General features: G+C 43.3%; 19 protein-coding genes and 1 tRNA gene. 14 read left to right on the top strand and 6 right to left on the bottom strand.

Going from position 1 to position 21,833, the window contains the following annotated elements; genetic code table 11:
• Positions 1 to 58 precede the first annotated feature (58 nt).
• The 6 genes from VR7878_RS00095 to VR7878_RS00070 all read left to right on the top strand — a co-directional run bounded on the left by VR7878_RS00095 (position 59) and on the right by VR7878_RS00070 (position 7,670).
• Complete coding sequence (locus VR7878_RS00095; protein WP_205409396.1) at positions 59 to 2,227, top strand: alpha-galactosidase; 2,169 nt, start codon at positions 59 to 61, stop codon at positions 2,225 to 2,227.
• Positions 2,228 to 2,858: 631 nt separating this feature from the next.
• Positions 2,859 to 4,004: a prodigiosin MBC biosynthesis dehydrogenase PigA gene (pigA, locus tag VR7878_RS00090; RefSeq protein ID WP_077332256.1), complete on the top strand. Its 1,146-nt coding sequence runs from the start codon at positions 2,859 to 2,861 to the stop codon at positions 4,002 to 4,004.
• A gap of 30 nt (positions 4,005 to 4,034) precedes the next feature.
• Positions 4,035 to 4,784, top strand: a complete 750-nt coding sequence (locus VR7878_RS00085; protein WP_077332254.1) for an electron transfer flavoprotein subunit beta/FixA family protein — start codon at positions 4,035 to 4,037, stop codon at positions 4,782 to 4,784.
• Positions 4,784 to 5,716 (top strand): FAD-binding protein, encoded by a 933-nt coding sequence (locus VR7878_RS00080; RefSeq protein ID WP_077332252.1) that lies wholly within the window; start codon positions 4,784 to 4,786, stop codon positions 5,714 to 5,716. Before VR7878_RS00085 ends, VR7878_RS00080 begins: the two co-directional genes overlap by 1 nt.
• A 69-nt stretch (positions 5,717 to 5,785) precedes the next feature.
• The gene (locus tag VR7878_RS00075) at positions 5,786 to 7,429 is read left to right on the top strand and encodes an electron transfer flavoprotein-ubiquinone oxidoreductase (RefSeq protein WP_077332250.1); all 1,644 of its coding nucleotides are present in this window, start codon (positions 5,786 to 5,788) and stop codon (positions 7,427 to 7,429) included.
• A 166-nt stretch (positions 7,430 to 7,595) separates the two neighbouring features.
• Positions 7,596 to 7,670, top strand: a tRNA-Gly gene (locus VR7878_RS00070).
• Between the two features lie 55 nt (positions 7,671 to 7,725).
• Here the strand turns inward: VR7878_RS00070 and VR7878_RS00065 are convergent.
• The 5 genes from VR7878_RS00065 to VR7878_RS00050 form a co-directional block, all read right to left on the bottom strand.
• Positions 7,726 to 8,829: an SGNH/GDSL hydrolase family protein gene (locus tag VR7878_RS00065; RefSeq protein ID WP_077332248.1), complete on the bottom strand. Its 1,104-nt coding sequence runs from the start codon at positions 8,827 to 8,829 to the stop codon at positions 7,726 to 7,728.
• On the bottom strand, positions 8,816 to 10,651 hold the full coding sequence (locus VR7878_RS00060; RefSeq protein ID WP_077332246.1) for a carbamoyltransferase family protein: 1,836 nt from the start codon (positions 10,649 to 10,651) through the stop codon (positions 8,816 to 8,818). Before VR7878_RS00060 ends, VR7878_RS00065 begins: the two co-directional genes overlap by 14 nt.
• 8 nt (positions 10,652 to 10,659) lie before the next feature.
• Entirely contained in the window at positions 10,660 to 10,809 is a 150-nt protein-coding gene (locus tag VR7878_RS21340; RefSeq protein WP_235862816.1) for a DUF5989 family protein, read from the bottom strand.
• Positions 10,810 to 10,823: 14 nt separating this feature from the next.
• Entirely contained in the window at positions 10,824 to 11,249 is a 426-nt protein-coding gene (locus tag VR7878_RS00055) for an SxtJ family membrane protein (RefSeq protein ID WP_077332244.1), read from the bottom strand.
• A 166-nt stretch (positions 11,250 to 11,415) separates the two neighbouring features.
• The gene (locus VR7878_RS00050) at positions 11,416 to 12,648 is read right to left on the bottom strand and encodes a GGDEF domain-containing protein (protein ID WP_077332242.1); all 1,233 of its coding nucleotides are present in this window, start codon (positions 12,646 to 12,648) and stop codon (positions 11,416 to 11,418) included.
• A 319-nt stretch (positions 12,649 to 12,967) separates the two neighbouring features.
• Between VR7878_RS00050 and VR7878_RS00045 the strand changes: the two genes are divergently transcribed.
• The 8 genes from VR7878_RS00045 to VR7878_RS00010 all read left to right on the top strand — a co-directional run bounded on the left by VR7878_RS00045 (position 12,968) and on the right by VR7878_RS00010 (position 21,194).
• Complete coding sequence (locus tag VR7878_RS00045) at positions 12,968 to 13,354, top strand: late competence development ComFB family protein (protein ID WP_077332240.1); 387 nt, start codon at positions 12,968 to 12,970, stop codon at positions 13,352 to 13,354.
• Positions 13,355 to 13,630, top strand: coding sequence for an HlyU family transcriptional regulator (locus tag VR7878_RS00040; protein WP_077332238.1), 276 nt, complete (start codon positions 13,355 to 13,357; stop codon positions 13,628 to 13,630).
• Positions 13,631 to 13,906: 276 nt separating this feature from the next.
• Positions 13,907 to 15,442: a Re/Si-specific NAD(P)(+) transhydrogenase subunit alpha gene (locus VR7878_RS00035; protein ID WP_077332236.1), complete on the top strand. Its 1,536-nt coding sequence runs from the start codon at positions 13,907 to 13,909 to the stop codon at positions 15,440 to 15,442.
• Between the two features lie 13 nt (positions 15,443 to 15,455).
• Positions 15,456 to 16,835 (top strand): Re/Si-specific NAD(P)(+) transhydrogenase subunit beta, encoded by a 1,380-nt coding sequence (pntB, locus tag VR7878_RS00030; RefSeq protein ID WP_077332234.1) that lies wholly within the window; start codon positions 15,456 to 15,458, stop codon positions 16,833 to 16,835.
• A 177-nt stretch (positions 16,836 to 17,012) separates the two neighbouring features.
• Positions 17,013 to 18,461 carry a sensor histidine kinase VxrA gene (gene vxrA, locus VR7878_RS00025; RefSeq protein WP_077332232.1) on the top strand — a complete coding sequence of 483 codons (1,449 nt, stop codon included), beginning with the start codon at positions 17,013 to 17,015 and terminating at the stop codon, positions 18,459 to 18,461.
• Entirely contained in the window at positions 18,436 to 19,095 is a 660-nt protein-coding gene (vxrB, locus tag VR7878_RS00020) for a response regulator transcription factor VxrB (RefSeq protein WP_077332230.1), read from the top strand. The genes vxrA and vxrB overlap by 26 nt, the downstream gene beginning before the upstream one ends.
• A complete protein-coding gene (locus tag VR7878_RS00015) occupies positions 19,095 to 19,976 on the top strand; it encodes a DUF2861 family protein (RefSeq protein ID WP_205409395.1) in 882 nt (293 codons plus the stop codon). Before vxrB ends, VR7878_RS00015 begins: the two co-directional genes overlap by 1 nt.
• 60 nt (positions 19,977 to 20,036) lie before the next feature.
• Positions 20,037 to 21,194, top strand: coding sequence for a conjugal transfer protein TraF (locus tag VR7878_RS00010; RefSeq protein ID WP_077332228.1), 1,158 nt, complete (start codon positions 20,037 to 20,039; stop codon positions 21,192 to 21,194).
• Positions 21,195 to 21,617: 423 nt separating this feature from the next.
• On the opposite strand, the gene VR7878_RS00005 is transcribed toward VR7878_RS00010, so the two are convergent.
• Positions 21,618 to 21,833 (bottom strand): integrase core domain-containing protein (locus tag VR7878_RS00005; RefSeq protein WP_139343957.1); only part of this gene is annotated, 216 nt, incomplete at its 5' end.

Below are 21,833 nucleotides of genomic sequence, written 5' to 3'. Positions count from 1 at the left end.
TGCTGACCATATCAGAGTCGATTAATCTGTTCACAACGAAACCAAAGAGTGACTTGTGATGGAAGAACGAGAACTGATTGAATTAACCGGCAAGCAAACCCAGTTAATCATTGAGTTGGGAGAATTTGCAGAAATACTATATTGGGGCAATCGGGTGAGTGGTGATACAGCGCGCTGCCGCCCGACGTTACATCGTCCTATTCCTTATGGGCGTCTGGATACGGATGTTTCAGTGACACTGTCACCTGAGTTGGGGCGGGGGATATTCAGCAGCCCCGGCCTTGAAGGACATCGTAACGGTCAAGACTGGTCCCCGGTTTTCACTCTGAAAAAAGTGCAAAAAGGACAGACGTTAAAAGAGAATACTTTACAGGGACAGACGTCGCAGGTGTTAAAAGGACAGACACTGTATCTGGAAAGTGAGGATCTTTTGGCAGGCCTTCGGCTGAGCACTGAAATCCATCTCGACGAATATGATGTGGTGAAAACTCGTCATCAGTTAACAAATATCAAGTCTGGTGCTTATCAGGTGAATCGTTTGGCCAACACATTGCCGTTACCGGCAAGAGCAAAAGAGCTGATGACATTTTACGGACGCTGGGTGAAAGAGTTTCAGACCGAGCGTCAGCCGTTGTTGCAAGGTGGTTATCAGCAAGAAAATCGGCGTGGGCGAACCTCTCATGAACACTATCCGGCACTGATTGCCGGTTCGCAGCATTTTGATGAACTGCATGGCGATGTCTGGGGATTCCACTTTGCATGGAGTGGCAACCATCGACTCCGTGTTGATGTGAAAGCGGATGGCCGACGCTATATGCAGGCAGAAGTCATCTATTTACCCGGTGAAGTGACACTTGAAGAAGGTGAAAGCCTGACGACGCCATGGCTGTATGCGAGTTACAGTGATCGGGGACTGAACGGGATGAGTCAACAGTTTCATGCTCATGTCCGTCATGCGATATGTTCACCGGAGTCTACTGCACAGCCTCGTCCTGTTCATCTCAATACATGGGAAGGCATTTATTTCAATCATGAACCTGAATATATTATGTCGATGGCTACTCAGGCTGCAAAATTAGGTGTCGAACGATTTATCATTGATGATGGTTGGTTCAAAGCTCGTCGTGATGATACCGCTGCATTGGGAGATTGGTTTTTAGATGAAAATAAATATCCAGATGGTCTTGAACCGATTATTGAGCATGTCAATCAGTTGGGAATGGAATTTGGCCTTTGGTTCGAGCCGGAGATGATAAATAAGAATTCTGATCTTTACCGAACACATCCGGATTGGTTATTGGCGTTAGATGGGTATGAGCAACCGACCGGAAGGAATCAGTATGCGATTGATTTAAATAATGATGATGCATTTGAATATTTATATCAAAGGCTGTCTTATTTTCTGAGTCGATATAATATTGCTTATATTAAATGGGATATGAATCGTGAAATTGTGCAGCCCGGACATCAGGGCAGGGCATCAAGCGTCCGGCAAACCGAGCGATTTTATGCGCTGGTTGATCAGATACGATCACAATTTCCTCATGTGAGCATCGAATCTTGTGCTTCAGGTGGGGGCCGGATTGATTATGAAGTCCTCAAGCGTACGGATCGGTTCTGGCCGTCTGATAATAACGATGCATTGGAACGGCAACGTATTCAGCGGGGGATGAGTTACTTTTTCCCGCCTGAAGTGATGGGAAGCCATATCGGGGCCAGTCATTGTCACAGTACGCGTCGGCGTCACAGTATTGAATTTCGTGGGCTGACTGCATTGTTCGGCCATATGGGGATTGAACTTGATCCTGTGAAAGAAGATGTGGCAGAAAAAGACAATTTTGCACGCTATGTGGCGCTTCATCAATCTTTACGGCCTTTGCTTCACTCTGGCATTAACTGGCGAATTCCGACCGATGACGAAGCGCATCAGGCTCAAGCTGTAGTTGCTGCCGATCAATCAGAGGCGGTTGTGCTGGTTGCGCAATTGACCATGCCGACTCATGCTTTGAGCGGATATTTAAGAATTCCCGGTTTGGATGAGCAGGCGATCTATCGGCTTTCAGTTCTGGATAAACCATCGTTTTATGAAAATATTGTTCATACTCAGCCCCAATGGACATTTTCGGGTTGTGAAGTGTCTGGTTCCTGGTGCCGGGAAGTGGGAATTGCATTGCCTATTCTCGATCCTGAAACTGCGATCTTAATAAAGTTAGAACGACTCACTTAGGAATGTTGCCGGGCAATAAGATAACAAATTATACCATGGTCTAAAAATGAGCCGCGGATGTGTAACTGAGAGCGGCTCTTATTTTAATCAAGGCACAATTTTTCTATAAGTGTCATTGTTTCTTCATGAAGATTTTATATAGTCTGCAAGTTTAAATTATTTGAAATGAAGTTGTTTATTAGTTGTTATCTGCGACAAACATAGAATAAAAGCACTAGTTTAAATGTTAGACTTTATAAAACTGTAAGATTGTTATTGATATTTGTATATTAAGAATGTAATCAAATGTGTGCGCCACACTAAATATATGACAGGTATGACTAGCTATGTTGAAAAATATGTGTTTATGATGATTACCATATTAATAATTTAAATTCAGACGCTTCCTGATATTTAATAATAAAGTGCAGGTTTTAAACCGACATATCGACGGACAGGCTAGGTTAGATTTTTATAATAAAAATGATTGATGAATATTAATCGTCAATCTCTGATGAAAATAAGAAATAATCTCATAAACTAAAGCTAAAATTACATTTATGTTGTCTAAATGTAATTTATCGTGCTGCACTTATTTTAATGGATGTTGTCCCCACCGTTTTGATAATTCATTCCTAATAAGGGTGTAAGCATGAACTTTGAGCTAACAAAACAACAAATAGAGCTTTATGACACAGCACTTCGTTTTGCATCGGATGTACTTGAGTCTGGTGCGGCTGAGCGAATGGCCTCGCACACATTTGATCGTCAGGTATGGGAGGAGGCCGCGCAGTTTGGTTATGCGAGTCTCCCCATCGCTGAAGCGGATGGCGGAAGTGGCTTATCAACACTGGAGACCATGCTTATGGTCGAAGCTTTGGGTAAAGGATGTAGTGATTTGGGATTGGCGTTTTCACTCTCTGCTCACTTGTTTGCCTGTGTTGTTCCTTTCAGTAGTTTTGCCAGTGAAACCCTCAAACAAACCTATCTACCGAGATTGATTGACGGCTCCTGCATTATGGCAAATGCGGCGACCGAACCTGAAGCCGGTTCTGATATTTACGGGATGAAATCGACCGCGGAGCGTGTTTCGGATGGTTACCGTTTGAACGGGAAAAAATGTTTTATTTCCAACGCACCTGTCGCGGATTATTTCCTCGTATACGCAAAAACAAATCCGGCAATGGGGTTTTTAGGCGTGAGTGCCTTTTTGGTACCGAAAGATGCTGAAGGACTGATTGTCGGGAGTCATCATGCTAAAGATGGTTTAGGAACCTGCTTGTGGTCTGAAGTTTATTTACAGAATGTTTTTGTCCCTGAATCTCATCGTGTCGGCGGTGAAGGTGCCGGAGGGGCGATGTTTTATGACTCGATGGTTTGGGAAAAAGGGTGCTTATTCGCGTATTACGTCGGCGCAATGGATCGAATGCTTGAAAAAGTAATTCAACATGCACAGGAGCGTAAACAGTTTGGGCGGGCGATAGGACAAAACCAATCAGTCTCCAACCGGATCGTTGATATGAAAATCAATCTGGACACATCGCGTCTGCTGTTGTACCGCGCAGGCTGGCTTTACGATCAGGGTAAAGATAGTGAGCTGGAAATTGCAATGAGTAAGTTAGTCATCTCTGAATCGGCGGTGCAGTGTGGTTTGGATGCCATTCAGACGTTTGGTGGTTCCGCAATTGAAAAAGAAATGGGAATCATGCAGTTATTACTGGATGCCGTTCCTTCAAGAATCTTCTCCGGATCGAATGATATTCAAAGAGGTATCATCGCCAGAAAATTAGGACTCTGAACAAGTCAGTTCACGAATAAGGCTAGGAATATGAAAGCATTAGTAGCAATCAAACGAGTCGCGGATCCGTCGTTGGCGGTTCGTGTGCAAGGTGATCAACGTGACGTTGATTTATCTGATGCCAAAATGGTGTTGAATCCCTATTGTGAAATTGCATTAGAAGAGGCAATACAACAGAAAGAAGCAGGGGTGGTATCAGAAATTGTTGCCGTATCTATCGGAACACTGCCATGTCAGGAACAACTGAGAACGGCGCTCGCTCTGGGCGCTGATCGTGCGATTCATATCGAATCGGAAGATCATTTGGATCCGCTGATTATTGCAAAGTTATTAGCCAAAATCGTCGAGAAAGAGCAGCCACAAGTGATATTTACCGGCAAACAGTCGGTGGATAGTGATAATAACCAAACCGGTCAGATGCTGGCTGGTCTGCTCGGCATTGCTCAGGGCACATTTGCTTCAAAGATTGAGTTTAAAACCGATTCAGCCCTTGTCACGCGAGAGGTCGATCATGGCCAACAGGTTATCCGGCTCACGCTTCCTGCGGTGCTGACTGCTGATTTACCTTTAAATAAACCGCGTCACGCCTCCCTTCCGAATGTTATGAAAGCCCGTAGAAAACCGATTGAATCGATAGCAGCGGAGAGCTTGAATGTTGCGCTGCATCGGCGCACCCGTCTCATCAATGTTGAATCGTTGAGCGGTCAACGCGCTGGGATCCGAGTCGCAAGTGTGGATGAGTTGGTGAGTAAATTGAAACATGAGGTGAGGGCAATCTGATGGCTATTTTGATTATTGCGGAACATGATCATCTCAAATTAGATGATGCGACATTTCATGCGCTCGAGGCTGGTAAACAAATTGGTGATGATATTCATTTACTGGTCGTTGGTAGTCATTGCGAACCGGTGGTTGCGCAAGCCACCCAGTTGAGCAATGTGGTGACGGTTCTCGTTGCGGATGCTGATTTTTATATTGAGGCCCCGGCGGAAAATGTTGCTAATCTGATCGCTTGTCTCGGGAAAGACTATACCCATATCGTCGCTGCTGCGACGTCATTTTCCAAAAATGTTTTACCCAGAGCGGCGGCATTGTTAGATGTTTCTTTCATCTCGGAAGTGATTGATATCGAAAGTGACGATACGTTTCGCAAACCGATTTATTCGGGGAGTGCGATCGCCACGATCCAGTCGATTGATCCGATCAAGATGATAACCATAAGAACAACTGCTTTTCCTGCAAGTGTTGATATGAGCGGAGCCGCCACTGTTGTTCAAGTACCGGCCACTGAAGCGATGCATCTTTCACAAGTGCTCAGCCATCAGCAGATTGAATCTTCTCGTCCGGCGCTGTCATCGGCGCGTATTGTGATTGGCGGTGGCCGGGGGTTGGGCAATGAACACAACTTTACCTTGTTGGAGACATTGGGCGATAAGCTCGGGGCTGCCATCGGGGGAACTCGTGCGGCAGTTGATGCAGGGTTTACGGCTAATGATCTGCAAATTGGACAAACGGGGAAGGTGATTGCGCCGGAGTTGTACATTGCTGTCGGTATTTCTGGGGCGATTCAGCATACTTCTGGTGTCAAAGATGCCAAAACGATTGTGGCAATCAACAATGATGCTGATGCGCCTATATTTCAGTCTGCGGATTATGTACTTGTTGCCGATTGTATAGATGTACTGCCTGAACTGATTGAAAAAATAGGGTGAAATGAAAAATAGAATGAGGTAACCCGGGGCGGCCGCCGTCATTTATCATGTGAGAAATAAGGGAAATCGATGAGAGAAGTTCTGGACTTTGATGTTGTGATTGTCGGTGGCGGGCCTGCCGGTTTATCGGCAGCTTGTCGTCTGATGCAACTGGCACAAGCGGAGAATCAGGAACTGAGTGTTTGTCTGATTGAAAAAGGCGCTGAAATCGGAGCCCATGTTTTATCGGGGGCGATTATGGAAAGCCGTGCCTTGGATGAACTTTTCCCGGACTGGCAACAGCAAAATGCGCCACTCATCGCCCAGGTCGAGCAGGAAACACTGCTTTACCTCAGAGACGAACAGAACTCTTGGCACATTCCCAACCTTTTTGTGCCCCGGAATATGCATCATCAGGGAAGTTATCTGATTCGACAAGGTAAATTCTGCCAGTGGTTGGCCAGTCAGGCTGAGCTACTGGGGGTGGAAATTTTTACGGGGTTTACTGCATCCGAGTTGCTTGTCAACGAACGGAATGAAGTTTGCGGAGTCATCACCGGGGATATGGGAGTCAATGCCCGGGGAGAACCGAAATCAGATCATATGCCAGGGATTGAGTTGCGCGGGCAATATACGTTATTTGCGGAAGGAAGTCGGGGGCACCTTGGTAAACAATTGCTCGAACGTTATGAACTGGATCGCGATGCAGATGCACAACATTTTAGTTTAGGGTTAAAAGAAGTGTGGCAGATCTCTCCTGAGCGTCATCAGCTGGGGCAGGTGATTCATCACTTTGGCTGGCCGTTGTCGCGTCATGCCAATGGCGGAGGGTTTCTCTATTTTATTGATGATTGTCAGGTCGCTGTCGGTCTGGTGGTTGACTTGAATTATAAGAATGCTTATTTGAGCCCGTTTGACGAGTTTCAGCGCATGAAACATCACCCGGATATTGCGCAATATCTTCGAGGCGGACAACGGTTGTCGTACGGGGCCAGAACCCTGACGAAAGGGGGATATTATGCATTGCCTAAGATGACATTTCCCGGAGGTCTATTGATTGGCTGTGAGGCGGGTGTGTTAAATGGTGCGAAACTCAAAGGAATTCATACTGCCATGAAATCAGGGATGATCGCTGCGGAGAGTGTTTATTCTGCACTTATCCAAAAGATTCAAGGCGCTGATTTGACATCATTTACAGAGAGTCTGCAGACTTCTTGGTTGCACGACGAATTGTATTCGGCGAGAAATAGCACTGCGGTGATGCATCGGTTTGGCCCTTTAGGCGGTGGCGTATTTAATTTTGTCGATCAGAATATCTGTCGTGGCCGTCTGCCGTGGCATATCCGGGATCATCAACCAGATCACGTTCAATTGTTACCGGTGAACCAATGTTCACCAATCAACTACAGCAAACCCGATCAAAAGTTGAGTTTTGATCGGGCTTCTTCTGTTTATATCGCCAAAGTTTCCCATGAGCATGACCAGCCCTGTCATCTTCGATTGCGTGACCCTCAGATTCCGCTAGCAGAAAATTTTGTGGTTTATGGAGAACCGGCGCAAAGGTATTGCCCTGCCGGTGTATATAGCATCGTCGAAGAAAATGATGAGAAACGCTTTGTGATCGATGCACAAAATTGCCTGCATTGTAAGGCATGTGACATTAAAGATCCGGCTCAGAATATAACCTGGACACCTCCGGAAGGTGGTGGTGGCCCTCTGTACACAAATATGTAATACATGAATGATTGGTTTGGAATATAAGCTAGAGTAAGGAGTGGTTGGTTGGATGATAACCAATTGAAATTAATTTGATTATGAAGTGTGCAATCAAACGGATTTTTAGTAAATAGCACTTTTCTTTTTCGTCGATTGTGGCATATTAACACCGTCATCTCGATGCGCGGGCATCGTATAATGGCTATTACCTCAGCCTTCCAAGCTGATGATGCGGGTTCGATTCCCGCTGCCCGCTCCAAATGCTTCTTGCTTCTTGCTTCTTGCTTCTTGCTTCTTGCTTCTTGCTTGGTGAGTTATTTCGACTTCATATTTTCTGCTATAAACTGACAGACTAACTGATTACCGTAGGCGGTGTGATGTCCATTCCAGATAGGAGATGAGGATGCTTCGCTTGCTGTCTGTAAATAATCAAAGCTGTCTAATATTTTTATCTGGTGATGCTGTGCTGCGTTTGTCGCCATATGACGAATTGTTTTAATGCCATCAGGATGAGAAAGATCAGTGTCCACATACTGGAATAAAACATATTTTTCAGTGACAGGTAAACGAGATAGGTTTTCAAACGTGAAGTTGATAATTGCGTCAATTGATGCTGCATTAGGATTTTTCCGCATCAAATGTTGCCCTGTCCAGTTAATGGTTATATTTTTCATCGCGGATATTCTGTCTATCAGTGTTGCAGCAACGGTGGAGTAGCGCCAAGCATAGCTGAGAAATGTTAGCGTCGGAGATAATTGGGTTGGGTTCCATTTACTGCCTTGAACATTCTGTGATGGTAATGGCGCCCATTCAATCATACCTTGATTTGTGATGACGGAAGGACTGGGATAACCGAAAAAGTAATCAAGTCTATCCCTGTGAAAATCATCACCAATGTAAATAGATAAGATTACGGTATTGTAGTGATGTGTTTTTAAGATCATCTCTGCTCGTTTGACGGCTTGCACAGCACCATAACCGGATACTCCCGCATTTGTTACGCCTTTATTTAAGCTCCTTTCAAGACAGGAGGGCCAAGTATCATGATTCGAGACCTGATCACCAAATGTAAATGAATCTCCGACCGCAAGAATAGAAGGTGTGCCAATGATGCCGTTGTCATTATTCCTGTAACCATTTTCATCAATTGAAATTTTAACATTAGACCAGTTACGTATATTAATGATCTGACTAAATCCCGGCGTTGGTACATGGCCTAACTGATCATGTGGTTTGATAAAAGCATATTGTCTATCTTCAAATAGCTTCCGTACTTTTAGGTGGGTTAATTGACTATAGTTACATGTTCCCGCCATACAGGTTTTCAACGTCCATACTATTCGAGCGCCTCCCTCCAAAAGAAGCAGCAGAACAATCAGGACGACCAAGTTAATGGATATCAGCTTAATCCAGTTCATACCGGTTTACATAATTGTTGTTCAGTGATGTATCTTGCTGTTCTTTAACCAGCAAATAATTTCCGATGACCAGAACATCCATCTCTGTTCCCATGAAACATCGGAAGGCATCTTCCGGTGTACATACAATCGGTTCACCTCGAATATTGAATGAAGTATTCACAAGAACGGGACAGTCCGTTAATTCGTAGAAGCGTTTGATTAATGCATAATACTTAGGATTGGTATCCTGATGGACGGTCTGTATCCGTGCTGAATAGTCAACATGTGTGACAGCAGGAATAGCGGATCTGGCAAAATTCAATTTTTCGATACCCTCTGATTCACTATCGTGAACTTTATATTGTTTATCAGTATTTATATGATCAACCAGTAACATATATGGGCTGTCAATATCACACATGAACCAGTCCGTCATGTGTTCTCTTAAAACACTGGGGGCGAATGGTCTGAAGCTTTCTCTGAATTTAATTTTAAGATTCAGTTTTTTTTGCATAGCAGAGGCTCTCGGATCGGCAATGATGCTTCTTGCACCAAGCGCTCTCGGCCCGAATTCCATTCGTCCTTGCATCCATCCGATGACATTTCCTTCCGTTAACAGGCGCGCGATTTGATTGATCAATTCATCGCTTGTCAGTTTATCGTATCTCGCTCCACGTTTATTCAACGTTTGTTCAATGACTTGATCTGAATAAGCCGGACCTAGATAACTACCTTGCATATGGTCATGTAGTGCTGAGGCACAGCTACGTTCCCCTTGGTGATGAATGTGCCAATACGCAAGTGCCGCCCCTAAAGCGCCTCCGGCATCTCCGGCAGCAGGTTGGATCCAGACGTTATCAAATATTTTTTCTCGTAAAATCACACCATTGGCAACACTGTTCAGCGCTACACCTCCTGCAAGGCATAAGTTTCGCTCTCCTGTTTCTAAGGCAATCGAGCGTGCTAATTTGACAATGATTTCTTCGGTGACTTTCTGGATTGATGCGGCAATATCCATTTCCCGTTGTGTAATTGGTGATTCAGGTTGTCGTGGCGATCCCCCGAAAAGGTGATGAAATCGCCTATTGGTCATGGTCAATCCGGCGCAATAGTTAAAATAGCGCATATTCAGATGAAAGCTGCCATCTTCACAAATAGTGATCAGCTTGTCTTTGATAAGGCGAGTATATCTAGGCATACCATAGGGCGCTAATCCCATCATCTTATATTCGCCGGAATTCACTTTAAAACCGAGATAATAAGTAAACGATGAGTAAAGCAGCCCTAGAGAGTGAGGGAAGTGTATTTCTTTAATGATATTTAATTGGTTCCCATGCCCGATAGCCAGAGATGTTGTTGTCCACTCGCCAACACCATCTAATGTCAGTACTGCTGCTCGTTCAAATGGTGAAGGGAAAAAAGCACTTGCAGCATGAGACAGGTGATGTTCTGAGAATCGGAGTTTTTCTTTCCAATTAATACGGGATTCAAATGCACTGCATAGCCCATTTATGAGGAGGGATTTTTGGAATAGTTTTCCTTCCATCCATAACGACATTGCTAAACGAAAACTTCTGAAGCCATGGGGAACAAATGCCAGATAGGTCTCTACTAATCTTTCAAATTTAACCAATGGCTTTTCATAAAAAACAACATAGCCAATCTCAGAGGCTGTAATGTTCGCTTCTGCAACACAATACTGAATAGCATTGACAGGAAAACTATCATCATGCTTTTTTCTGGTGAATCTTTCCTCTTGCGCTGCTGCAATGATTTCACCGTTGAAAATCAGGCAGGCGGCACTGTCATGATAGAATGCAGAGATCCCCAAAATGTACATTATTGCTCCTAGAATAAAGTATAAATGAACGGTGCAACGACGGTTCCCTGAACGACAAAGAATAGCCCGCACAAGAGAAACATGACAATGATAATTGGGGCAAGCCACAGTTTCTTACGTACTTTTAGAAAAATAAAAAGTTCTTTTAGGTGATCCATACTCAATCCAGCGATTAAAATTGATTTTTGAAGGTGTCTTCAAGGGAAGAATTTTGCGGCTGTCGGTGACGCCAGTGTGTGTGTGATTCTTTCTGCTTTAATTTTAATTCATCCTTGCCATATAGACGCATAATCAGTCCGGTCGGTAAAAATAACAGATAAAAGATGAGTCCAAGCATTATGGTCTGAGAGATTTTTCCTAAAAGGAGCCCAGTAAAAGTCCATAGAAAATTTAGTCTGTACAAGCGCTTAGGTTGAACGGTTGCGACCAAGGCAACAATTCCTCCTAAAAATCCCAGAGGTGTACTAACATTGTATGTCCCATAAGCATTGAGATAGCCGGCTACAACAAGAATTATGATAGAGAGCATAAACCCAAAATCTTGATTAGATACCAGTTTTAGGTCATCTCTGTTTGCTTTGTGTCGATTTTTTCTCAAGTGTTGCTCCTACCTAAAAAATTATCCGATTAATTTTACATACTGCCCCTGTTAAAACGGATAAAACTTGACGTGATACACTGAATCCTTATTTCCCAATATAGAAAATTATGTAAAAAACAGCAAGTTATCATATACTATTTATGGTAACTGTGGATTGTCATTTTTACACTGTCACTCGGTTTCGCCCGGATTTTTTTGCTTTATAGAGGGCCTGATCTGCGGATTTAATAACTTCTTGAGGATTTCGACTTGAGCGACTGTCGCTGACACCGATGCTGACGGTAATATTCACGACATTACTGGGCTGATCTTTTTGGCGTTTCAGACGCCCCATTTTGTCACTTTTAGGACGTTTATCAGTATTTCTGAGATACATGTCGTAGTTTTGGATCTCTTGGCGTAAAGATTCAAGATAATCAAATGCTTCTTCTGTACTTTTCCCTTTAAAAATAATCGTAAATTCCTCACCGCCATAACGATATGCTTTGGCTTTACCTTTGACTTGGCGCAATTTGCTCGCTACCAGCTTTAAAACTTCATCACCTGTATCATGGCCATAGTTATCATTGAATTGTTTGAAATGATCAACGTCAATCATGGCGATAGTGAAATGTCGTCCCAAAGATTTCATGGTATGGTCGAGTGCTGCGCGGCCGGGAAGAAGGGTGAGTCGGTCATGAAATGCCATTTCATGTCCTGCTGCAATAACATATAGCACCAGAAAAATACCAGAGATAGAAAACAATATGCTGGAGATGTGCGGCATGTGGAAAGACACAAAAACATCTGAAATCAGTAACACAGAAGTGTAAACAATGGCATCAAGTTTACGGTTCTTCCTCAATAAAAGCAGCATGGTGATGCCACTTAAAACAATCAAGTACAGAAACAGAATAAATGGCAAACGTGATACTTGAGGCACTGATGACAATAATTGTGTAAATAAATCAGGAAAATCACCTTGGTTAAAATAATCCAGAATCAACAGTGACCACACAAAGAACAGGCATTGGATAATCAAGTAGTATAGAAATTCTTTAGTAAAAAGATCTGAATCATGAAATGCATAGCATATCACGCAACTAATCGGAAAAAGCAGGGCGAGCAGAGATAGTTCTAAGAGTGTTGAGCCACTGATTAAAGGGGTTTGCAAACGTAGCTGAATGATCGCGTAGGCCAGTATCTGAGCGATCGCCAGCATACCCATACGACTTTGTTTGAATATTTGTGCAACTGCTAATGCTGTGAAAAGTAAAACATAAGGCAAGTTAAGGAGTACATTGGAATTTGACAGCTGCGTAAAAATCTCATGGCCCATCCCGATATGGATAGCCACAATGAACAGAATAGGAAGTAGAGAGCGGAACCAGGAAGAACTGACCGACATTGAAAACATAGATGGTTGATTCGTCAAACAATTGATCGAACTTTACGTGATTTTTAGCAAAAAATACACCATTTTGTCGTTTTTTATGCTCTTTTCTTGAATTTTGGGGGGAATATGAGTAACTGGATGCATTGTATGAGACACAGATGAAAAGCCTAAAAAAGCTAAAGGATACAGAATATTGATATCATTTGGCTGACATAATTATCTCCGATATGTATAAAAATATGTCAGGGTGGTTATCTGATACTATGTTTATGATATACCTGAATCCTGATATGGTGCAGGTTATATGTGTTTCGATGCTGACAGTTACTGGAGAATAAATATGCATATCAGTGTTGATGTCCATAATTATATGGAAACTTTAGTCGGTCAAATTTTGAGCGCAGATGATTTTAAACGGCGTTATGATCATGAACAATTAGCTGATCTGGCTTGTCTGGCGTTGAGTCAGCTGCGCCCTGTATATATTCGCCATGACATTGATTTTTTATCTACGCTTCCGGAAGCGCGTTTAGTGAAGTTAAAGCAATTTGCACAAGATGCCGTTGAAGCCGGAGAGACGATGATCAAGAATGACCGTCGTCAAAATCCTGAGTTTCGGGAAGTTCCCGTTGTCGTTGCAACTTCACGTTATGATGATGATCTTGAGTTGGAATGGTATGAAAGCCCGATTATTAGTCATCAAACAGAACATCAAAAGGAGAAGTAAGTGGGATTTTTATCTCGATTGTTTGGTCACCGCCAGCAAGAAACAACACCTAGTGAGCCTGTTTATTACAAAGATTTTGCTATTTTTCCTGAAGCGATTGCTGAAAATGGCCAGTATCGGGTGGCCGGACGGATTACCCGGGAAATCAATGGTGAAATGAAAGAGCATCGTTTTATTCGCTCAGATGTTGTGTCCAGCCGTAGCAGTGCTGATGAGCTGATGCTTAGTAAGGCGAAGATGTTTATTGATCAGATGGGAGAAAATATCTTCAGCTGAGTGTTGCTCAAATTGATTAAAGTCATGATGAAAGAAACCACAAGTCGATAAGCTTGTGGTTTCTTTTTTTGTGATGATTAATTTTTACCATGATATTCAATTCACTGGACATTGTCGTTAGTATGGTTGATGGTCATGGCAGATGTTGGACCAATGCCGTTGAAACAACGTGTTATAAAGAAACGCAAGTAGTTGTACTTAGTTGCCAGCTGCTTGAATCGATAAGTAAGCCGTTAGATTAAACATATTTACTGTGCCAATTATAAGGGAATAACTATGCAAATTGGTGTGCCTAAAGAACGACTTGCGGGTGAAACGCGAGTTGCAGCTTCACCGACTTCGGTAGGGCAGCTGCTAAAGTTAGGTTTTGATATTCTTATTGAAACCGACGCCGGAGAAAAAGCCAGTTTTGACAATCAGAGTTTTGAAGCCGCTGGTGCTCGGATTGTATCCAATGAAGAAGTATGGTGTGCAGACATTATATTGAAAGTTAATGCACCGACTGCTGAAGAAATAGACTTAATCAAGGAAGGGGCGACGCTGATCAGTTTTATCTGGCCAGCGCAAAACCCTGCGTTACTTGAAACCTTGTCCAGTAAAAAAATCAATGTGCTTGCCATGGATTCCGTGCCGCGTATTTCTCGGGCGCAGGCTCTTGATGCTTTGTCATCGATGGCAAATATTGCCGGATATCGGGCAGTCGTTGAAGCGGCACATGAATTCGGACGCTTTTTTACCGGCCAGATCACGGCTGCCGGAAAAGTGCCACCTGCAAAAGTTTTCGTTGCCGGTGCCGGTGTGGCTGGACTAGCTGCGATTGGTGCTGCTGGCAGCCTCGGCGCTATTGTCCGGGCTTTTGATGTCCGTCCTGAAGTGAAAGAGCAGGTCCAGTCTATGGGCGCTGAGTTCCTTTCGGTTGATTTTCAGGAAAACTCTGGCGCAGGTGATGGCTATGCTAAAGAAATGTCTGATGATTTTAATCGCAAAGCGGCTGAACTTTACGCAGATCAGGCAAAAGATGTCGATATCATTATTACGACTGCACTCATTCCCGGAAAGCCTGCGCCAAAACTGATTACCAAAGCAATGGTTGACAGCATGAAAGCGGGGAGTGTTATTGTCGATCTCGCGGCTGCAAATGGCGGAAACTGTGAATATACGGTTGCTGATCAGGTCGTGACCACTGAAAACGGTGTCAAGATCATCGGATATACAGATATGGTCGGACGATTACCGACGCAGTCTTCTCAGCTTTATGCCACCAATTTGGTTAACCTGTTGAAATTACTGTGTAAAGAAAAAGATGGCGAAATTCACATCGACTTTGAAGATGTCGTTCAGCGTGGTGTGACAGTGATTAAAGAAGGTGAAGTAACCTGGCCGGCACCACCGATTCAGGTTTCAGCACAGCCACAGGCCAAACCAGAGCCGGTGAAACAGCCGACGAAAGTAGAAGAAAAACCGGTCTCTCCGATGAAAAAGGCGTTGGGTCTCGTTGTTGGTGTCGGTGCATTTGCTTGGGTAGCATCCGTTGCCCCTGCGGCCTTCCTTAGTCATTTTACGGTTTTTGTTCTTGCCTGTGTGGTCGGTTATTACGTGGTTTGGAACGTGACACATGCGCTACATACACCTTTAATGTCTGTCACGAATGCCATATCAGGGATTATTGTTATCGGCTGTTTATTGCAAATTGGTCAGGGTAATGGCTTTGTTACCTTCTTATCGTTTATTGCTGTGTTGATCGCAAGTATCAATATTTTCGGTGGATTCACCGTCACGAAGCGTATGCTTGAAATGTTTCGTAAAAAATAACAAGGAGTAGCGAATGTCTGCAGGATTAGTACAAGCGGCGTACATCGTTGCTGCTTTATTTTTTGTGATGAGCCTTGCTGGCTTGTCAAAACAGGAATCGGCGAGGGCTGGTAACTACTACGGTATTACCGGAATGGCGATTGCCTTATTGGCGACGATTTTTGCGCCTGGTACGTCGGGACTTGTCTGGATTATTATTGCAATGGTGATTGGTGGGACGATCGGTATCCATTTTGCAAAAAAAGTCGAAATGACACAGATGCCTCAGTTGGTTGCGATCCTCCATAGTTTTGTCGGGATGGCTGCTGTATTGGTTGGCTATAATAGCTTTATTGAAGCACCGGAAACCGTGACACATGCTGAACATGTCATTCATTTGGTTGAAGTGTTTGTGGGGGTATTTATTGGTGCTGTCACATTTACCGGTTCGATCGTTGCATTTGGTAAACTTCATGGTGTGCTCAAATCTTCACCGTTGAATATTCCGCATAAACATAAGTGGAATCTGGCGGCAATTATCGTTTCTACACTGCTGCTGATCTACTTTGTCAATGTCGATGGCAGCTACTTTGCCCTGATTGTGATGACGCTGATCGCATTTGTTTTTGGCTATCATCTGGTTGCGTCTATCGGCGGGGCTGATATGCCGGTTGTTGTCTCAATGTTGAACTCATATTCAGGTTGGGCTGCCGCGGCTGCGGGATTCATGCTGGCAAATGATCTCTTGATTGTCACCGGTGCGCTTGTCGGCTCTTCGGGTGCGATTCTTTCTTATATCATGTGTAAAGCGATGAACCGTTCGTTTGTTAGCGTGATTGCCGGCGGATTTGGTCAGGAAGTCGTGATTAGTGATGAAGGAGAGCAAGGTGAACATCGTGAGATCATGGCTGAAGATGTTGCCGAGCTGCTTAAAAACTCGAAGTCTGTGGTGATTACACCGGGGTATGGTATGGCGGTTGCTCAGGCTCAGTATCCGGTTTCAGAAATTACCGAAAAACTACGAGCCCAAGGTATCGAAGTTCGCTTTGGCATCCATCCAGTTGCGGGACGTTTACCCGGTCATATGAATGTTCTGTTGGCTGAGGCTAAAGTTCCCTATGAAATTGTATTGGAAATGGATGAAATCAACGATGATCTCAGTGAAACAGATACTGTGTTGGTCATCGGTGCGAATGATACGGTTAACCCGGCAGCGTTAGAGGATCCGAATAGTCCCATTGCCGGAATGCCAGTTTTGGAAGTTTGGAATGCCAAAGATGTGATTGTCTTTAAGCGTTCAATGAATACCGGGTACGCGGGGGTTCAAAATCCGCTCTTCTTCAAAGAGAATACTCAGATGTTATTTGGTGATGCGAAAGCGTCATGTCTGCACATTCTGGAGCACTTGGATTGATCGTTACTTAAAAGTTACGAGAAAACTTTGTATTTATAATATAAGCCAGCGATAATGCTGGCTTTATTTATTTACGGGACACATTATTGACATCGGCATAACACGTAAGTAACTATGTTTGTCATAATGCTAGCCGGATCATGAAACTTGCCAGAGAATATAGAGTCACATAAAAAGATGATATTAAAACGATTCATATTGTTGTTCATGTCTATAATTCCATATGCACATGCGGACTCTTTGCCGGCAAGAATCGATCATTTTATTTCCTTGTTTCAATATGATGAGGCGCTCGTTTCATACGATTTGAGAAAAATAGAAGCTGAGTATGCAACAAGACTGATAACGCCTGAGTCTATGCTGCCTCAGACATTTGAATACCCTTTGAAAGACATCCAGCAGCTTTATGCTCTAGCGAAACAGTGCACCGGCAGTTTACCTTTGAGCCCTTTGACTACGGAGCCGCTTGTTTTTACCCGGGCAATGTGTAAAGGGACGAAACTGCCGTTACGCTGGTTTGCCAGAAGTGCTTTGATTCATCCGGGTGGGGGAACGTATGCTGCACGGTATGTGAAGAAACACCCCGAACTCTATGATGAGTTAAAAGTTTATATGCATATTCAGGAGCGTCCTAAAGCACCAAAAGACACTTTATTAGGGCGTTTACAACGCATGGACAGCGAATCGGTCACCTCATTAATATCGGGTGATTCGATGTTCAGTGAACAAAATGAGCTCTGGCTGAGAAAAGGTGATCGGTATTATGTTTTTGCTGATCATGTCTGGAAAAATAATGCTGAACAGGCAGGTCTGGTTTTCAGTTATGTCAATACTGAGGATACGACTTGTTTCGTTCGACGTGGTAACTTGTGTTGGGAAGAAGAAGACCAGTCGGATATTTTGCGTTATATCCTCGTCGGTCTTGTTGCTTTCAACGTTTTATTGGTCATTAGCTGGTTTTTCTATCGCTGGAATACAAAGCGACTTGAATTGAGAAGCCGAATGCTTATTTTACAGATACTGACACATGAATTACGGACACCAATTGCCAGTCTTTCATTGACGGTTGAGGGGTTCAGACGTGAATTTGAGCATCTCCCTGAAAGTGTTTATGATGAATTTCGGCGTCTATGTGAGGATTCCCGTCGCCTGAGGCAGTTGGCCGAGGCGAGTAAAGATTATTTACAGTCCGATACCAAGCCTTTAGCTGTGGATTGGGTGCCTTCCGTTGCTGAGTGGTTAGAGTATAAATTAGAGGAAGAATTTGAATCATCGATTCATTTCTCAATCAATCAGGATATTGCAGCGAAATTAAATGTCTATTGGTTGGGAACTTGTATTGATAATTTGCTAAGAAATGCCATTAAATATGGTATTGCCCCCGTGAAGTTGGATGTAACGACGTCAAGTCATATGGTTACGTTCAAGGTAATCGATCAGGGTGTGCTGACACAGAAAGACTGGCGTCAGCTGCGCAAACCCTTTGTCAGTAAAAGTGGTTTAGGCCTAGGTTTAACAATAGTAGAATCAATGGTTGGAAGAATGGGAGGCAAGATGTCTCTAGTCGGGCCACCAACAACATTTATTTTGGAGATACCTTGTGAAACAGACGTTGCTTCTTGTTGAAGATGATAAAAATTTGGCTGATGGATTGTTAGTCAGTTTGGAACAAGCCGGATATAACTGTTTACATGCGGAGAAAATTTCAGAAGTAAGACAGTATTGGGAGCAGGCTGATTTAGTCATTTTAGATCGACAACTTCCTGATGGTGATTCAGTTGAGCATCTCGTTGATTGGAAAAATCTGAAAGATGTGCCGGTTATTTTGTTAACGGCACTGGTAACGGTCAAAGATAAAGTTGCAGGGCTTGATTCTGGCGCGAATGATTATCTCACCAAACCATTTGCTGAAGCCGAGTTATTCGCTAGAGTGAGAGCGCAACTTCGGGCACCCGATGGCGAGCAGCAGGATGACACAAAAGTCGTTACCACAGAGCTCACCATTGATAAAGCCACACGAGAAGTGCATTACAAAGGTGAGTTAATTACACTGACTCGTACAGAGTTTGATTTACTGTTATTTCTGGCAAGTAACTTAGGCAGAGTATTTACCAGAGATGAATTGTTGGATCATGTATGGGGTTACAACCATTTTCCGACAACCAGAACGGTTGATACACATGTTCTGCAATTAAGACAAAAACTTCCCGGACTAGAAATTGAAACGTTACGGGGTGTCGGCTATAAAATGAAAGCCTGATGATGAGAAAAAAGTGTTTTTTCTTACTGGGAGTACTGACATGTGCTCCCAGCCATTCTGTTTACGCGAGTTGGTTTGAACAAAATACACCATTAACTCAAGCCCATGAACACCTGCTGGAAGATGATCTGCCTAAAATGTTTAACTCTTTAGTTGAAGTATGGCAGAGCGTTGATAGTAATCACCTCCGTAGTCACCTGAATGATCTGTTACTTCAATCTTTAAGCGCGGATTGCGGCAAGAGTTTAGAGCGAGCTTCTTTTCCTGATTGGATTAAGTCCCTCGCAGTCCGAAGAGTAGAGATTCAGAGCCCGGGGCGAGATGCATTCCAATTGTTGATTGATGCAGTGACAACGTCACAAATAGAAGAGGTTTCGTTCACCCGTTGGGTTGACCATTCTATTTCACTCGACAGCTCTTTTTCCCAGATAGATAGTGACAACGTCACTGGTGAACTAACGTATGTGAAACGTTATAACCTGAACAATCGCTTGCCAATGGGCCTTTACCGATTGATCGTCTCCCGAAAAAATGGTGAGTCATGGAGTTCTTGGGTTATTCTTGATAATCCGAAGACCTATCACACCATTCACTGGCGTTCAAAAGAGCAGTGGCGGGTTGAAAAAACGGCAATTCCAAATCGTTACTGTCCGTTACCCAAAATGCGAGTCTCCGCATACAGCTACAATAGTGGGAAATATTCAGAGGTTTGGAAGCAGACTTATGAATCTAATTATCCGAGTGAATTGCCTCCGAATACATTAAAACCAGGGCGATATGTTCTGGCGGTATCAATGAACCATCAGCGGTGGCAAGGGCCAATGACTATTGAGCAATCTCAAGTTATTAGTAAAACATATGATGTTTCACTAGAGGAATAGCTAAAGATATATAACAATCTGTCGTTATAAACATTAAATTTTATTCGGTTTATAGCGCATATGGATATAAAACTAAAATACTTGATTCCTTCACTTCTCGTCGTCTCATCCGGAAGTATGGCAGCGTCCTATGCTGTTGAAGCCCGTGGTGATGCGATGGGAGGAACTGGCGTTGTTTCTGCCAATTATCTTACTGCACCTTTCTATAACCCTGCTATTGTCGCCATTTATCGCAGAAACGATGATGCGGGAATGCTACTTCCCAGTTTTGGTCTCACCTACAACGATCCTAATGATATTTCCAATACTATTGATGATGTCGGTGATTTAATCAAGGATGTGGAAGGCGGAGATACATCTAGAGAAGCAGAGCTTCAGAGCCAGCTTGATGCGCTGAATGGCGGTGAACTCAAGGCTGATATTGGTGGTGCGATTGCAATCGGAATTCCCAATCAATATATTTCGATGAATCTGTTTGGCAAAGCCTATGCAGAGACTTATGTGACGCCATCAATTGCGACAACGGGTTCCTCAACGCTTGATAATGCACAGAATAGTACAATTGATGCTGTTTCTGTTGCGGTCACTGAAGTTGGACTTTCTCTCGCAAAATATCAAACATTTCTGGGGCAGCATATCTCAGTTGGTGTCTCTCCCAAATTCCAACGTATTTATACCTATGTGTATGAAGCCAGTTTGAAGAACTACGATCTCAGCGATATTGATGCAAACAGCACCGGAGAAACGGTATTTAACCTCGATGCTGGTTTTCTGTGGTTCTATGGGCCGGTGAGGGTTGGATTTGCAGCAACTAATTTAGTTTCTCGTGATATCACAACCCGGCGTGTTGCTTCTAATGTCTCAGGCAAAGCTGATCTGCAATATAGTTATCAACTCAGACCACTGTATACCGTTGGGGTCGGGCTGATTGGTGATTATGCCTCAATTAGTGTCGATTATGATCTGAATGAAGAAGAGCGCTATACCAACTTTAATGATAATACCCAGATGCTTCGCATCGGTGGTGAAATTGATATTCTACGCCAGCTAAAATTACGAGCCGGTTATAAAAAGAATCTGGCTTATAGCAATTCTGAAGATGTATATACTGCGGGAATAGGGCTCTCTCTGCTTGGATTGTTCGAACTTGATGCTGCTGTAAGCTATACCAATGAGCACGCCAAAGGTGCCTATGTGAACTTCTTATCCACGTACTAACCCCCTAAGTTTCCCTCTTAAATCCATAGCTCTAAGCTCTCTCTGAAAAGAGGGGGCTTTTTCTTTTCTGAAATCTATCAAATCTTATATACCAACATCATAGCGCGTAGTAACTACTCACACCCCGTTGTTATTTTTTAATGTAAAATAAGTTGATCGTTTTTATGTTTTCTTTGTCTCTTTAGCCGAAATAATAATAAAACCTTAATTTTCATTAACTTAATGCAGCATGCTATGCTAACCAAGAACGTTGTTTGACTTAAATATTATCGTCTTAACCGAAGAGGATCTTTGATGATCTCTTGTTAGTGAATACTTCTGCTGAGTGACAGTCTCACTCAGGAAACATATGGTAATGCACTATAACTAAAAATCTTGCAATAACTGATAAATAACCCATAGCTGCTGACCTGCCCCCAAGAATTAATCCAAAATTTCATTAGTAATGCTTATTAAATCACCATTGTTCGTTACTGTTCTTGTGGTTGCTGCAAACTCAGATGGAGTCAGATAATCCAGTGCTGAGTGAGGACGATTTTCATTGTAATCCATACGCCAGCTACTGATGAGTTCACGAGCATGACTCAGATCCCGAAACCAATGTTCGTTTAAACATTCATCGCGGAACTTTCCGTTAAA

This window comes from Vibrio ruber DSM 16370 (assembly GCF_900163965.1).
In the GTDB taxonomy this organism is placed as follows: domain Bacteria; phylum Pseudomonadota; class Gammaproteobacteria; order Enterobacterales; family Vibrionaceae; genus Vibrio; species Vibrio ruber.
This window is presented reverse-complemented; position numbering and strand designations above follow the sequence as displayed.

Excerpts from the sequence above, each read along its gene's own strand:
- VR7878_RS00095 (WP_205409396.1), top strand. The coding sequence starts at position 59 with ATGGAAGAACGAGAACTGATTGAATTAACCGGCAAGCAAACCCAGTTA.
- pigA (WP_077332256.1), top strand. The coding sequence starts at position 2,859 with ATGAACTTTGAGCTAACAAAACAACAAATAGAGCTTTATGACACAGCA.
- VR7878_RS00085 (WP_077332254.1), top strand. The coding sequence starts at position 4,035 with ATGAAAGCATTAGTAGCAATCAAACGAGTCGCGGATCCGTCGTTGGCG.
- VR7878_RS00080 (WP_077332252.1), top strand. The coding sequence starts at position 4,784 with ATGGCTATTTTGATTATTGCGGAACATGATCATCTCAAATTAGATGAT.
- VR7878_RS00075 (WP_077332250.1), top strand. The coding sequence starts at position 5,786 with ATGAGAGAAGTTCTGGACTTTGATGTTGTGATTGTCGGTGGCGGGCCT.
- VR7878_RS00065 (WP_077332248.1), bottom strand. The coding sequence starts at position 8,829 with ATGAACTGGATTAAGCTGATATCCATTAACTTGGTCGTCCTGATTGTT.
- VR7878_RS00060 (WP_077332246.1), bottom strand. The coding sequence starts at position 10,651 with ATGTACATTTTGGGGATCTCTGCATTCTATCATGACAGTGCCGCCTGC.
- VR7878_RS21340 (WP_235862816.1), bottom strand. The coding sequence starts at position 10,809 with ATGGATCACCTAAAAGAACTTTTTATTTTTCTAAAAGTACGTAAGAAA.
- VR7878_RS00050 (WP_077332242.1), bottom strand. The coding sequence starts at position 12,648 with ATGTTTTCAATGTCGGTCAGTTCTTCCTGGTTCCGCTCTCTACTTCCT.
- VR7878_RS00045 (WP_077332240.1), top strand. The coding sequence starts at position 12,968 with ATGCATATCAGTGTTGATGTCCATAATTATATGGAAACTTTAGTCGGT.
- VR7878_RS00035 (WP_077332236.1), top strand. The coding sequence starts at position 13,907 with ATGCAAATTGGTGTGCCTAAAGAACGACTTGCGGGTGAAACGCGAGTT.
- pntB (WP_077332234.1), top strand. The coding sequence starts at position 15,456 with ATGTCTGCAGGATTAGTACAAGCGGCGTACATCGTTGCTGCTTTATTT.
- vxrA (WP_077332232.1), top strand. The coding sequence starts at position 17,013 with ATGATATTAAAACGATTCATATTGTTGTTCATGTCTATAATTCCATAT.
- VR7878_RS00015 (WP_205409395.1), top strand. The coding sequence starts at position 19,095 with ATGATGAGAAAAAAGTGTTTTTTCTTACTGGGAGTACTGACATGTGCT.
- VR7878_RS00010 (WP_077332228.1), top strand. The coding sequence starts at position 20,037 with ATGGATATAAAACTAAAATACTTGATTCCTTCACTTCTCGTCGTCTCA.